General features: G+C 68.5%; 16 protein-coding genes. 12 read left to right on the top strand and 4 right to left on the bottom strand.

What is annotated here, in order from left to right; genetic code table 11:
- Positions 1-40 precede the first annotated feature (40 nt).
- The 4 genes from N5E02_RS11365 to N5E02_RS11380 all read right to left on the bottom strand — a co-directional run bounded on the left by N5E02_RS11365 (position 41) and on the right by N5E02_RS11380 (position 5103).
- The gene (locus tag N5E02_RS11365) at positions 41-1657 is read right to left on the bottom strand and encodes a hypothetical protein (RefSeq protein WP_279946273.1); all 1617 of its coding nucleotides are present in this window, start codon (positions 1655-1657) and stop codon (positions 41-43) included.
- Between the two features lie 69 nt (positions 1658-1726).
- A complete protein-coding gene (locus N5E02_RS11370) occupies positions 1727-2287 on the bottom strand; it encodes a hypothetical protein (protein ID WP_279946274.1) in 561 nt (186 codons plus the stop codon).
- 30 nt (positions 2288-2317) lie between these two features.
- Positions 2318-2737 carry an NUDIX domain-containing protein gene (locus N5E02_RS11375; protein ID WP_005420325.1) on the bottom strand — a complete coding sequence of 140 codons (420 nt, stop codon included), beginning with the start codon at positions 2735-2737 and terminating at the stop codon, positions 2318-2320.
- Positions 2734-5103 (bottom strand): S9 family peptidase, encoded by a 2370-nt coding sequence (locus N5E02_RS11380; protein ID WP_279946275.1) that lies wholly within the window; start codon positions 5101-5103, stop codon positions 2734-2736. Before N5E02_RS11380 ends, N5E02_RS11375 begins: the two co-directional genes overlap by 4 nt.
- Before the next feature lie 161 nt (positions 5104-5264).
- On the opposite strand from N5E02_RS11380, the gene N5E02_RS11385 reads away from it, so the two are divergent.
- The 12 genes from N5E02_RS11385 to N5E02_RS11440 all read left to right on the top strand — a co-directional run.
- Positions 5265-5717: a hypothetical protein gene (locus N5E02_RS11385; protein ID WP_053498339.1), complete on the top strand. Its 453-nt coding sequence runs from the start codon at positions 5265-5267 to the stop codon at positions 5715-5717.
- Positions 5718-5787: 70 nt separating this feature from the next.
- Positions 5788-6117, top strand: coding sequence for a hypothetical protein (locus tag N5E02_RS11390; protein WP_005414880.1), 330 nt, complete (start codon positions 5788-5790; stop codon positions 6115-6117).
- 36 nt (positions 6118-6153) lie between these two features.
- Positions 6154-6798 (top strand): sigma-70 family RNA polymerase sigma factor, encoded by a 645-nt coding sequence (locus N5E02_RS11395; RefSeq protein WP_005420322.1) that lies wholly within the window; start codon positions 6154-6156, stop codon positions 6796-6798.
- A complete protein-coding gene (locus N5E02_RS11400; RefSeq protein WP_005420321.1) occupies positions 6795-7010 on the top strand; it encodes a hypothetical protein in 216 nt (71 codons plus the stop codon). The genes N5E02_RS11395 and N5E02_RS11400 overlap by 4 nt, the downstream gene beginning before the upstream one ends.
- 213 nt (positions 7011-7223) lie before the next feature.
- Positions 7224-8621 (top strand): cytochrome ubiquinol oxidase subunit I, encoded by a 1398-nt coding sequence (locus N5E02_RS11405; RefSeq protein ID WP_005420319.1) that lies wholly within the window; start codon positions 7224-7226, stop codon positions 8619-8621.
- Between the two features lies 1 nt (position 8622).
- On the top strand, positions 8623-9636 hold the full coding sequence (cydB, locus tag N5E02_RS11410; protein ID WP_005420317.1) for a cytochrome d ubiquinol oxidase subunit II: 1014 nt from the start codon (positions 8623-8625) through the stop codon (positions 9634-9636).
- A 216-nt stretch (positions 9637-9852) separates the two neighbouring features.
- Positions 9853-10596, top strand: a complete 744-nt coding sequence (locus N5E02_RS11415; RefSeq protein ID WP_053498347.1) for a beta-ketoacyl synthase chain length factor — start codon at positions 9853-9855, stop codon at positions 10594-10596.
- Positions 10589-11386, top strand: coding sequence for a lysophospholipid acyltransferase family protein (locus N5E02_RS11420; protein WP_005420313.1), 798 nt, complete (start codon positions 10589-10591; stop codon positions 11384-11386). The genes N5E02_RS11415 and N5E02_RS11420 overlap by 8 nt, the downstream gene beginning before the upstream one ends.
- Positions 11373-11630, top strand: a complete 258-nt coding sequence (locus N5E02_RS11425) for a phosphopantetheine-binding protein (protein WP_005411610.1) — start codon at positions 11373-11375, stop codon at positions 11628-11630. The genes N5E02_RS11420 and N5E02_RS11425 overlap by 14 nt, the downstream gene beginning before the upstream one ends.
- A gap of 17 nt (positions 11631-11647) precedes the next feature.
- A complete protein-coding gene (locus N5E02_RS11430) occupies positions 11648-11905 on the top strand; it encodes an acyl carrier protein (RefSeq protein ID WP_005420312.1) in 258 nt (85 codons plus the stop codon).
- Positions 11906-11927: 22 nt separating this feature from the next.
- Entirely contained in the window at positions 11928-12479 is a 552-nt protein-coding gene (locus N5E02_RS11435) for a membrane protein (RefSeq protein WP_032954654.1), read from the top strand.
- Positions 12472-13595: AMP-binding protein (locus N5E02_RS11440; protein ID WP_279946276.1), on the top strand; the 1124-nt coding region annotated here is incomplete at its 3' end. The genes N5E02_RS11435 and N5E02_RS11440, both read left to right, overlap by 8 nt.

The raw sequence follows: 13595 nt of genomic DNA on the forward strand, positions 1-13595 counted from the left end.
CGCAGGGCCCGGCCAACGCCGCGGACAGGCCTTGGCAGGCTCAGCGCTTGCGGTTGGTAGTGCGCGGCGCCGGAGCGTCGTCCACGGCCGCTTCATCAACCGCCTTCTGCAGGGCACCGCCCAGCGTGATCAGCTCCCAGTTCTGGGTTCCGAGCACATCGCAGGCCACATGCAGGCCGCTGCGGTCGGCCTCGCACAGTTGCCCCAGGATGGCGCGTGCATCCACGTCCGCCCCATTGCCCTGCGCGGTGACCAGGTTCTCGCACCCTTCGCGGACGCCGGCGCGGCAGACCGTGGTGTAGTGCTCTGCGGCCTGCAGCCAGTGCCCGGACAGCGCCAGCCGGTTGCCGAGTATGTTGCAGCCCTGCAGCTTGCCCTGCGCACAGCAGGCGTCGGCGCCGTCCTCGTTGGCCAGCGCCAGTGGGCAGTCCTGCGGCAGCGGCAGCACCGTGTAGTGTTTCGGCGGGCTGCAGGTGCTCGCGCCCTCGCCGGTCGGCACGAACACCTGGAAGCGTGTCCACGTGTCCAGGCCCAGCAGCTGGCCCCCGGGCAACGGCCGCAGCACGAAGTCGCCGCCTTTGTCGTGGCGGATGCGGATGTCGCCCTCTTCGACACGGGCACGCAGCTGGCTGTCCCAGCCGATGCCGACCCGTCCTGCATCGCCGAAGTCCAGCGTATCCATCAGGCCACCTGCGGCGCGGAAGGTACCGCAGGGCAGCGCCGTAGCCGGCTGCGGCCGCAACGAGGCGCCCAGCGCCCGCAACGCAGGCAGGCGCTCACAGGCGGCGCTGTCCTTGCCGGGCGCGCACGCTGTGGCCAGTGCCTGCACCGCCTGCAAGGGGTCGCCGGATTCCCACGAGAGCTCGGCCACGCGGCTGCAGAAGCCGCCATGGCCGACCTGCTGGCACAAGTGCAACAGCTGCTGGCGCTGCGCGGCCGGCACCACCACCGGCGTGGAGGGTGACAGCACGGAGCTCACCGCTTCAACCATCGCCGCACCCATCGCGGCCTTGACGATCTGCTCCTGCAGCGCCGGATCCGCTTCCAGCGCCGCTGCACAGGCCGGTGTCTCGTTGCTGAAGCCGCCATTCCGGCACGGCACAGGCAGTTCGATGCCGGCCAGTGCGGTATCGAGGATGGCCTGTTGCTGCGCCTCATCCGGCGTGGCCGGCGCCCTGGCCTCGTCATGCCAGCGATCGGCCAGCTGCAGGCACATGCCGGGCACGCCCTCCCGGCAAGCCGCTGCCAGCACGGTCGGGGTCGCTTCGCGACGGTTGTCCAGGCACGCCGCCGCATCGGCCAGGCAGCTGCCTTCAGCCGGGGTGGCGGCTGCGGCGCATTGTGCGGGGGCCTGCAGGGTGTAGACCGTGCCATCCACCTCGACCGTGCGGCCCCGATCGCGCACTTGCAGCACGCTGGGCAGGCCGTACTCCAGGTTCACCAGCTGCAGCTTTCCGTCGATCTGCTGGAACGCGACCGGCGTCGGTGCGCTGCCGAAGTGCTTCTGCTCGCCGCGGTTGGATGAGCTGACACGCAGCGTGCTGCTGCCTTCCTCGGCCTCGAACAGGCCGCATTGCGGTGACTGTGCCGCGGCCACCGGCGTGGCCAGCAGCAACGCCCAGGCCAGCCAGTGGCGGTACGGTGCGCGTGAGAGCATGTCATCTCCTTGGCGATCAAAGGCAAACGCCGGGTGCTGCCGGAGGCCCTGGCCCACGCCCGGCAGAACTCAGTGGAAGCGCGCGCGCACGTCGGGGCGCAGCAGTCGCCAGGCCAGCCAGCCCTGCAGGCCGAGAAGCACGAACGACATGCCGACCACGGTCAGCGTGATCAGCCAGCGTTTCAGCTGCAGCTCCTGCAGCAGGGCCGGGTCATCGGCCAGCAGCGGAATGAAGTCGCCCATGAACAGGTCCAGCCACCAGGCGGCTGCGAAGTTGGTCAGGGCACTCAGCAGCAGCAGTATCACGAAGCTCCACAGGCCCCAGCGACGTTCACGCAGCAGGCCCCAGCTGGACACGGTCGAGGCCAGGCACAACAGCGCGACGACCATTGACGCGGCCACCGGGTGCGCCAGCAGCCAGACCAGGCTGTGCAGCTGCTGTTGCTGCACTTCGCTTTCCACCAGGCGCCACAGCCTGAGGTTCTGCAGCGGCCACAGCACCAGTCCCTGCAGCACGAAGTAGATCGTCAGCAGCAGTGACAGCCAGAACGAAGCCTGTGCGACCGGGCGCACCCAGGCGTGATACGCCGGGGAAAGCGGCGAGGGGATCGACGGGATCGACATTGACATCCGATGTCCTTGCAGTCGGCGCCCGCCTGCTCAGCGGGCCGTCGCCCGGGTGGCGACGGCCGGCAGGATATGGTGTTCGCTCAAGGGTGCCAAGGGCAGGCCATGCGGCGGTTGCAGCGGCACCCAGGCCAGTTCGGCAATTTCGGCGCGCGCCTGCGGCGCACCGTCCACCTGCACCCACCACGCCTGTGCCTGCACGCGGTGGCCGGGCTCGTTCACAGCCCAGTCCTCGAACGTGCCCAGCGCGATGGCGGCATCGGCGCGCAGCTGCACGCCCAGTTCCTCGTCCAGCTCGCGGGCCAGCGCCTGCAGGGGCGCCTCGCCGGGTTCGGGCTTGCCACCGGGCTGGATGAAGCGGCGCGCACCCTGCTTGCGCACCACCAGCGCCCGGCCGCGGTCATCCAGGATGACCGCAGCCACGATCCGGATCGTGGCTGCGGCATTGCTCACTTCAGGTTCTGCTCGAACAGCTTGAGGATGCGCTTGTACTGGTCCAGCCAGGAATCGGCACGCACATAGCCGTGGCGTTCCAGCGGGTACGGGGCGATCGACCAGTTGTCCTTGTGCAGTTCGATCAGGCGCTGGGTGAGGTTCACCGAGTCCTGGAAGAACACGTTGTCATCCATCATGCCGTGGGCGATCAGCAGGTTGTCCTGCAGGTTCTGCGCGTACTCGATCGGCGAGGACACGCGGTACGCCTCCGGGTCGATGTCCGGGGTGTTGAGGATGTTGCTGGTGTAGCCGTGGTTGTAGTTGTGCCAGTCCACCACCGGGCGCAGCGCGGCGCCGGCCTTGAAGGTGCCCGGCGCACGGAACAGCGCCATGAAGGTCATGAAGCCGCCATAGGAACCGCCGTAGATGCCGGCGTGGTCGCGGTCACCCTGCTGGGTGTCGACCAGCCAGTCCAGGCCGTCCTTGTAGTCTTCCAGTTCAGGGTGGCCCATGTTGCGGTAGATCGCCGTGCGCCAGTCGCGGCCGTAGCCCTCGCTGCCGCGGTAGTCCATGTCCAGCACGATGTAGCCCTTCTGCACCAGCAGGTTGTGGAACATCTGCTCGCGGAAATAGGCCGGGTAGCGCTGGTGCACGTTCTGCAGGTAGCCGGCGCCGTGCACGAACATCACGATCGGGTACTTGCGGCCCGGTTCCTTGTTCTCCGGTTCGTAGTACTTGGCCCAGACCACGCCGGCACCATGCTTGGACGGCACTGCCACCAGCTTCGGCTGGATCCACTGGCGTGCCTTGTAGTCGGCGGTGCGGGTGTCGGTCAGCACGCGCGCCTGGCCACCGGCACTGGGCAGCACCGCCAACTGCGGCGGCAGGTAGGCGCCGGAGTAACGCACCAGCAGCTGCTGGCCGTCCGGCGACAGCGAGAAATCCTCCACGCCGTTGAGGCTGGTCAGCTCGCGCACCTGGCGGTTGCCGGTGTCGACCGCGCAGACTTCGTAATCATGCGGCGCCTGCTGGTTGCAAAGGAAGTAGAAGCCCTTGCCATCGGCCGACGGCACCGGTGCCGAGGTTTCCCACTTGCCGCTGGTCAGCGCCTGCGGCTTGGCGGTGCCGGCCTGGGTGTACAGGTGCGAGAAGCCCGATTCCTCGGACAACAGCCACAGCGTGCGGCCATCGGCCATCCAGCCGAAATCGTTGAAGCCCCAGTTGATCCAGGCGTTGTCGGTCAGGCGGTGGCGGTTCTGAACGCGGCCGTCGGCGGCGTTGACGCTGATGATCCAGCGGTCCTTGTTGTCGTTGGCACGCAGCATCACCGCGGCCTGCTGGCCGTCGGCGCTCCAGCGGATGCCGCCGCCCATGAAGTCGCTCATCACCTGCACGCTGCGCTCGCCCTTCAGTGCATCCTTGCCGGCCTTGCGGCGCAGTTCGGCCAGCGGGTCGGTGCTGATGCCCGGCAGGCCGGACAGCGAGACTTTCTCGGCCTTGCCGGTGCGCACGTCCACGTACCACAGGGTGTGTGGCTCGAAGCCGTTGCGGCCGACGCGGGTGCGGGTGTCCTCGGTTTCCTCGTAGCCCGACTCGGTCACGTACAGCGGCATCTTGCTGGTGCGGCCGTCGTCGAAGTCCTTCGGCTTGGTCACCACGATCAGGTGGGTCAGGTCCGGCGACAGCACGCTGTCACCGATCTCGACGTCGGCGCCCAGGTAGACCGGGCCCGGTGCGCGGGTCGGATCCGCCTGGCGCCAGCGCTGGTCCTGGTCCTTCAATGCCTCGCGCTGCTCGCGGTCGCGGCGCAGGGTTTCCAGCGTGCGCAGCTGCTGGTCGCGGAGCACGTCGGCCTTCGGCGGCGTGCGCGGGTCCTTCTCGGCCTTCAGGCTGGCCACCTGCTGCACGCCGCTGGCGGCGGTCCAGTGGAACCAGTTCTGGCCGACGCGCCAGATCACGCCGTTGTCGGCCGCGAAGTTCACATTGCCCGCGCGCTCGTTGCTGCGGGTCAGCTGGGTCAGCGCGCCACTGCGCAGGTCGCGCACGAACACATCGCCATTGCGCACGAAGGCGCTGCGGCTGCGGCTGCGGTCGTAGACCGGATCGGCGACGTCCAGGGTACCGCGCTGGTCATCGGCCACCTGCGCGGCCACGCCGCCGGCCACCGGCTGGCGGAAGGTGTCGCGCACCGGGCTGCCGTTGCGCTTGAGCTGGTATTCCACCTGCTGGCTGTTCCACGACCACCAGGCCTTCTCGACCGGCGGACCGATCCAGTCCGGGTCGGCCATGGCCTGTTCGATGGTGATCGACGTCGGCGCGGCATGCGCGGCCGGTGCGGCCAGCACGGCCGACAGCAGGAGGGACAGGGGCAGCACTCGGGACATGGGCGGACGGCACCAGAAGAGGAAACCGGGCAAGGGTAGCAGCCGTCCGGGCCGGGGGAGGGGGCCACAGGTCATGGCAGCGGAATCGGCAAAACGGCACCGCCCGGGTCGCTGCGACGGCGTGTGCGGCATGATGGTCATTCCGTTCGGATGGAACCGATATGTACTGCTACGACTACAGGATCTCTCTGGGGGTGCAGCACCCGACAGAGGCCGGCGCCGGAATTGCCGCCCGGCTGGATCTGGAACCGGCGTTTTCCCGTGATGTCGGGACCGGATATCGGGATCGCGACGGTACCTTGATCCGGGTTCATGCGGCGACCCGCGTGGTGTTCGTACTGCAGAGGGGAAAGGACGGTTGGCTGATGGATGCCTGGCCGGCGTTGATCGATCTCCTGCGGGCACGCGCCGACGTGATCAGGGAACTGCTGCAGGAGGGGGCCGGGATCGGCCTGCGTGTTGGCATCTTTGGAAAGACGGCATGGGCGGGTTTCGAGCTGGATCCGCAGTTGCTGCGGCTGATGGCGGACCTGCAGCTGGATTTTCAGGTGGAGACCTATTTCCCCGACCCGGCGGACACGACCGGCGCCAGCGAAACGTCGGCGGACAGCTAGTGCAACCGGTTGCCGTGGTCGCGCATCCATTCTCCTGAACCCGCATCATCCATCGAACAGGAGCCCGACCATGCAGGAACTGATCCCGATCACCCTCTTCATCTGCATCGCCTACGCGATCCATGCCATTGCCGATGCGCGCGCGCGCAGCAAGCTGGTGGCCCCGCACGTACCGGAGGAAGTGATCCGCTCGCTGGCCGTGCTGGAAGAAGAGCGCCGCCGCCAGGGTGCGTTGCGCTGGGGCATCAGCCTGGTCTGCCTGGCCCTGGCCATGGCCCTGCTGGAAGCCATCGGGGCCCGCGACCTGACCTTTGGTGCCGCTGCCGCGCTGGTCGGCAGTGCCGGCCTCGGCCAGCTGCTGGCCTGGCACTTCACCCGGCCTGCCGCGCGCAAGGGCTGAGGCAGGCATGCCACGGGCACAGGGGGCGCCCCGCGCATGAGCCTGCTGGGCGGAGCATTGGCTGCATGGCGGGGACGCCGCCGCGATGTCCGCGTTGAGCCCTCGCTGGACGCGGGCGACGACCGCGCCCTGGTCATCGCCATCATCGACGGCTCGCAACCGGCGTTCGCGCAGCTGGTGCAGGCCCATCAACGTACCTGCGCGCATCTGATCGGGCGGATGGTCGGCGACCGCGACCAGGTGGCCGACCTGCTGCAGGAAACCTTCCTGGCGGTATTCCGCCAGCTGCACCGGTTCCGCTTTGAATCCTCGCTGCGCACCTGGGTCTCAAGGGTGGCCTACACCACGGCGTTGCAGCACCTGCGCCGGCGGCGACTGGAGGCGCAGTGGATGGTGGCGGTGGAGGCGCCGGAGGAACTGGGCATCGGCGATGAAGGCCCCGGGCCGGCCGAGTTGAGCGAGGCGCTACAGGCCGGGCGCCAGCTCAGCGCGGCACTGGAACGGCTGAGTCCGCCGCAGCGCCTGATCGTCGGCCTGCATTACCTGGAGGATTTCGATCTGGCCGAGATCGAACAGGTGACCGGGCTGGCGCGCGGTACCATCAAGAGCCACCTGCACCGCGCGCGCCAGACCCTGAAGCAGGAACTGACGCGGCATGCCACCGCCGGAGAGCTGCTGTGAACCCACCGACCGACCCTCGCGATGCGGAAGCGCGCGCGCTGGCACAGGCGTTGCGTGAGCAGGCGCAGCAGGAAGACACGCCGGATGTGAGCGAGGCGCTGCAGAAGCGCATTGCCGCTGAGTCGCGCGACGGTGGCGTGGGTTATGTGGTGGTGCAGGTGGTGTTGTTTGGCGCCCTGCTGGCTGCGGCGGCCTGGTATTTCTGGCACTGAGGCACCCGCCGGGCAAGGGGCCGCTCCAATCGCGGTGGGTAGATGCCGACCTTGGTCGGCGCTTGGGCGTGTGTGCCAACCAGGGTTGGCAGCTACCAGAACGGTTGACCCCTGCGACAAAGTGAAGCAGCGCGTCACCCGGTCGCATCCCGTCTTAACGAAATCCTCCTAAAGTGGTCCGGTATCCCACCGGTCGCAGGCAGGAGACGTCCCTTGGACGCGTTGTTGTTGTCCCGGATCCAGTTCGGATTCGTCATCAGTTTCCACGTGCTGTTCCCCGCCTTCACCATCGGCACGGCCAGCTGGCTGGCCTTCATCGAATGGCGCTGGCTGCGCACGAAGTTGCCGGTGTGGCGCGAGCTGTATTTCTTCTGGCAGAAGATCTTCGCGGTGTCGTTCGGCATGGGCGTGGTCAGCGGCATCGTCATGGCGTTCCAGTTCGGCACCAACTGGCCGCGGCTGAGCGAGGTGGCCGGCACGGTCATCGGCCCGCTGCTGACCTACGAGGTGCTGACCGCGTTCTTCCTCGAAGCCAGCTTCCTCGGCGTGATGATGTTCGGCTGGGGCCGGGTCTCGCCGCGCCTGCATTTCCTGTCCACCTGCATGGTTGCGCTGGGCACGCTGTTCTCCACGTTCTGGATCCTGTCGTCCAACAGCTGGCTGCACACGCCGGCCGGCTACGAGATGGTCAACGGCATCGTGCATCCGGTGGACTGGTGGCAGGTGGTGTTCAATCCCTCGTTCCCCTACCGCCTCGCGCACATGGCGCTGGGCTCGTTCATCACCACCTGTTTCGTGATTGGTGGCGTGGGTGCGTGGTACCTGCGCAGGGGCACGCACGTGGAAGCGGGCCGGCGCATGCTGATCGCCGCTGTGGCATTCGCCGCGCTGACCGTGCCGGTGCAGATCTTCGTCGGCGACATGCATGGCCTGAACACGCTCAAGCACCAGCCGATGAAGATCGCGGCGGTGGAAGCGCATTGGCATGAGACCCGGGAAGGCGAGGGCGTACCGCTGGTGGTATTCGCGCTGCCCAACGAGAAGGAGGAGCGCAACGATTTCGAAGTGGCCATCCCGAAGCTGGGCAGCGTGATCCTGACACACAGCCTGGACGGCACCTTCGACCCGCTGACCGCGGTACCGGCCAGCGAGCGGCCGCCGGTGACGCCGGTGTTCTTTGCCTTCCGCATCATGGTCGGGCTGGGCACGCTGATGCTGCTGCTGGCCTGGGTGTCGGCCTTCCAGCTGTGGCGCAACAAGCTGCTCGATTCGCCATGGCTGCTTCGCGGCTGGAACTGGATGCTGCCCAGCGGTTTCATCGCGCTGCTGTCGGGGTGGTTCGTCACCGAGATGGGGCGCCAGCCATGGGTGGTGTATGGCCTGCTGCGCACCGCCGATGCGGTCGGCCCGCAGAGCGCGTGGATGACCGCGCTGTCGCTGGGTGTCTACGTGGTTGGCTATGCCTTCGTGTTCGGCTGGGGCATCTGGTACCTGGTGAAGATCCTGCGCCACGGACCGCAGCCCTACGCCGAAGGGCCGTCGCTGGACCACGGCAGCCACACCCCGGCGCGCCCGCTGTCGGCAGCCGACGAACCGCTGGAGGAGCGCTGACATGGACCTGATGACCTGGCTGCCGGTGGCGTGGTTCGCGGTGATCGGCTTCGGCGTGCTGATGTACGTGGTGCTGGACGGCTTCGTGCTTGGCATCGGCATCCTCGCCCCCTTCGCCGAGGACGAGGAGCAGCTGGACCTGATGATGAACACCGCCGCGCCGATCTGGGACGGCAACGAGACCTGGCTGGTGCTGGGTGGTGCCGGCCTGCTGGCGGCCTTCCCCAGGGCCTATGCGGTGCTGTTGTCGGCGCTGTACCTGCCGGTGCTGGTGCTGGTGGTGGCGCTGGTGTTCCGTGGCGTGGCCTTTGAATTCCGCTTCAAGGCACATCGGTCACGCCGGCTGTGGAGCGTGGCGTTCGGCCTCGGTTCGCTGCTGGCGACGTTCGCCCAGGGCGTGATCCTGGGCACCCTGGTGCAGGGCATCCCGCTGGTGGACGGTGTCTATCAGGGCGGGCCGTTCGCCTGGTTCAGCCCGTTCGCGATGCTGACCGGTGCCGCGCTGGTGGCCGGCTATGCGCTGCTGGGCAGCACCTGGCTGATCCTGAAGACCGACGGGCGCGTGCAGGCGCTGGCGCGGCAGATGACCCGGCCGCTGGTGGTGGCGGTGATCGCGGCGATGGGCCTGGTCAGCAGCTGGCTGCCGTTCCTCGATTCGCGGTTGATGGCGCGCTGGTTCAGCGACGGCAACTTCTGGTGGCTGTCGCCGGTGCCGCTGTTGACCCTGGCGGTAGCCGCTGCGCTGTGGCGCAGTGCCACCCACCCGCGCCGTGACCTGCCGCCGTTCCTGCTCAGCCTGGCCCTGTTCGTACTCGGCTTCCTCGGCCTGGTGCTGGGGATGTGGCCCTACCTGCTGCCACCGTCGATGACCCTGTGGCAGGCCGCCGCGCCGGCCTCCTCGCTGGGCTTCACCCTGGTCGGGCTGGTCATTCTGCTGCCGGTCATCCTCGGCTACACGGCGTGGTCGTACCGGGTGTTCCGCGGCAAGGTGCACGCCGATACCGGTTACCACTGATCGATTGAAGCGGGGGCCGCCGGTGCCGGCTCCCGTGTTGGGGAATGTGAAACCTGCACACCCCGTGCAGGACGTGCTAGCGTGCGCTCCTTTCCGGCAGCCAGGGGGGCGGCCGGCGACGTCCTGGACGGACGCACGGCTGCAGGAATGGGGGGCCGCCGCGCGTCGCCGTAATGGCTCGTGCCTATTGTTCTCCCGTTGAAGCACCTTCGCTAAATGATCGAATTCTCCATCGTCGACTGGGCTGCCTGGGCGCCCGGCCTGAGCGAGCGTAGCCAGTGGCTGGGCTGGGCCGATGCGCCGTATCCGCCGGTTGGCGAAGACACGCCGGCGCTGGCCGAGATCCCGGCAATGCAGCGCCGCCGCATCGAGCGGCTGGGCCGGATGGCGATCCAGGCTGCCTGCTGGTGCGAGGATGGGCAGGGGGCGGACAACCAGGTCCCGCTGGTGTTCGCCAGCCGCCACGGCGACGTGGCCCGTTCGATGGAGCTGCTGGGGGCGCTGGCCAGTGATCAGCCCTTGTCACCGACGGGGTTCGGCCTGTCGGTGCACAACGCGATCGCGGCGTTGTACTCGATCGCGCGCGGCCACCGTGGCAACTACCTGGCGCTGGCCGCCGGCCAGGCCACGGTCGAGACCGCCTGCCTGGAAGCGGCCGGTCTGCTCGCCGATGGCGCCCGCGAAGTGCGGGTCGTGGTGTATGAGTCGCGCCTTCCCGAGATTTACTCGACGTTCGCCGACGAACCGGACCCGTTCTTTGCCTGGTGTTGGCGTTTGACGGCGCCGATGCCGGGCCAGCCGACCCTCTCCCTGCAGTGGGAGGCGGCGCCGGAGGCCCCTGCCACCGCCCCGGGCGCGCTGCCGCACGCGCTGGACCTGCACCGCTTCCTGCTGTCCGGTGCGCCGGCGCTTGAGCACGTGGCCCAGGGCCAGCGCTGGCGCTGGGGGCGCCGTGGCTGAGGCGCTGCGCCGTCTCGATCATGCCTGGCGGGTGCTCGGCACCGGCCTGAGCTTTGCCGCATTCGGCATGGGCGGCCTGCTGCTGGGCGTGCTGGTGATGCCGGTGCTGCTGCTGATGCGCGACCCGGTGGTCCGTCGCCGTCGGGCCCGCCGCGTGGTTCAGGTTGCCTTTGCCAGCCATCTGCGCCTGATGCGCGCGCTGGGGGTGATGACCTACCAGATCGAGGGCGGTGAACGCCTGCAGCGCGACGGTTTGCTGGTGCTGGCCAATCACCCGACCCTGATCGACGTGGTCTGCCTGATCTCGCTGCTGCCCAACGCCGATTGCGTGGTGAAACGGGCCGTGGCCTGCAACCCGTTCATGCGCGGTCCGGTGCGGGCGGCCGGCTACATCTCCAATGACGATGGCGCTGGCCTGGTCGATGACTGCGTGGCGGCGGTGCACGCCGGCGGCACCCTGGTGATCTTCCCCGAAGGCACCCGCAGCGTGCCGGGCCAGCCGCCGCGGCTGCAGCGCGGGGCCGCCAACATCGCCGTCCGTGGCCGGCTGGACATCACCCCGGTGCGGATCACCTGCACCCCGCCCACGTTGACCAAGGGACAGAAGTGGTATCGTGTCCCCTCACGTCGCTTTCACGTTCGGCTGCAGATCGGCGAAGATATCCCGATCGCGCCCTTCCTGGCCGATGACGACTCGCCAAGGGGGGATGCCTTGGCAGCCCGCCGCGTCACCGAGCACCTTTCTCGTTATTTCGACCTGTCTGGAGATCCGCCCCGTGCAAGCACTTGAGCACGAGATCAAGGAATTGATCATTTCCTCCCTTTCGCTGGAGGACATCACGCCGGAGGACATCGATCCGACCGCGCCGCTGTTCGTCGAGGGCCTCGGCCTGGATTCGATCGACGCGCTGGAGCTGGGCCTGGCGCTGCAGAAGAAGTACGGTGTCAGCCTCTCGGCCGATTCGGAAGAAACCCGTCGCCATTTCTCCAGCGTGCGCGCGCTCGGCGAGTTCGTCGCCGCCCGCCAGTCGTAACGGCGCCAGGAATAGCCATGACCAAGAATGAACTGTTCGAACGCATCGTCAGCATCCTGACCGACAGCTTCGAGATTGAAACCGCCCGGATCACCCCCGAGGCCCGGCTCTACGACGACCTGGACATCGACAGCATCGATGCGGTCGACCTGATCGTGCAGCTCAAGCCACTGCTCGGCCGCAACCTGCAGCCGGAAGCGTTCAAGGCCGTGCGCACCGTGCAGGACATCGTTGATGTCGTGTATGGACTGCTGCCGGACCAGGCAGCCGCCTGACCGCAGCGCCGGCGGCTTCGCCATGGCTCGCGCACGTACCGTCGTGGTGGCAGCGATTTCGCTTGCCTACCCGCTGCTGGTGTACCTGGCGATGGGCCGCTTCGAGCCGCGCTGGCTGTCGCTGCTGCTGTTCACCCTGGCCCTGCTGCGTGCGCTGAGCACGCGCCAGCCGTTGTGGTGGGCCGCCGCCGCCGGCACCGGCCTGCTGGCGGTGCTGGCCACCGTGCTCAACCAGGCCCTGCCGCTGAAGCTGTACCCGGCGCTGGTCAATGCGGTGATGCTGGCGGTGTTCGGCACCAGCCTGCGCTTCGGGCCGCCGTTGGTGGAGCGCCTGGCACGGCTGCAGGAACCGGACCTGCCCCCGTTCGCGGTGGCCTATACCCGCCGCGTCACCCAGGTGTGGTGTGGCTTCTTCGTTCTCAACGGCAGCCTGGCCCTGCTGACCGCGCTGTACGCGTCGGACCGGGTCTGGATGCTCTACAACGGATTGTTGGCGTACGTGATGATGGGCGTGTTGTTCGCAGGTGAGTGGCTGGTGCGGCGGCGGGTGAAGGCGGCGCACGCGCATGGCTGAGTGGATTGCCCTGGACCGGCTGCTGCTGGAGGCGCGGCCGCAGCGCAGCGTCGGCCTGTGCGACGGAGACATGGTTGACCACGCCTGCTTCCGCCAGCGCGTACGGGGCTGGCGCGCCGCCTTTGCGGCGGCTGAAGGCCGCGACTGGGCCCTGTATTTCGATGACGCCGTGGCCTTCGCTGCGGCGCTGTTCGGCGCCTGGCATGCCGGCAAGCGGGTGTTCCTGGCCGCTGACAACCTGCCGGCCACGCTGCAGGCGCTGCAGCCGCAGGTGAGCGGTTTCGCGGGCGACGTACCGGCCGACTACCGCCCGCTGGCGGCGCTGGACGCCACACTGGACGACGAACTGCAGGCGCTGGACGAGCGCGCCTGCGAGCTGTGCGTGTTCACCTCCGGCAGCACCGGCCAGCCCAGTGCGATCGGCAAGCGCCTGGACCAGCTGGCGCGCGAGGTGGAAGCGCTGCAGGCCGCGTTCGGTGCGCAGCTGGATGGCGCGGAGGTGCACGGCACGGTGTCCCACCAGCACATCTACGGGCTGCTGTTCCGCGTGCTGTGGCCGCTGGCCGCCGGCCGCCTGATCCATCCGCGTCGGTTCTTCCACGAAGACCTGGTGGGTGCGCTGGCCGGTACCGACACGGTGCTGGTGGCGACGCCGGCCCATCTCAAGCGCCTGCCCGAGCAGCTCGACTGGGCCAGCCTGCATGGCCGCCTGCGCGCGGTGTTCTCCTCCGGTGGCCCGCTGCCGGAGGACGCGGCGCGACACGTGCGGCAGTGGTTGGGCGTGGCCCCGACCGAGGTCTATGGCAGCAGCGAGACCGGCGGTATCGCCTGGCGCCGCTGGGACACCGACCTGCCGCCGTGGCAGCCGCTGCCGGGTGTGCAGTGGCGGATCGACGACGGCTGCCTGGCGGTGGCCTCGGCGCATCTGGAAACCCCCGGCTGGTGGCGCACCCAGGACCGCGTGGAAGCCCTGGCCGATGGCCGTTTCCGGCTGCTGGGCCGCGCCGACCGCATCGTCAAGATCGAAGAGCGCCGCGTCTCGCTGGATGCGCTGGAACGCGCGCTGCGCGAAGACGCCGAAGTGGATGACGTGCGCGTGCTGGTGCTGCCCGGGCA

Origin of the sequence: Stenotrophomonas sp. GD03777 (assembly GCF_029842485.1) — a bacterium.
GTDB lineage: Bacteria > Pseudomonadota > Gammaproteobacteria > Xanthomonadales > Xanthomonadaceae > Stenotrophomonas > Stenotrophomonas sepilia.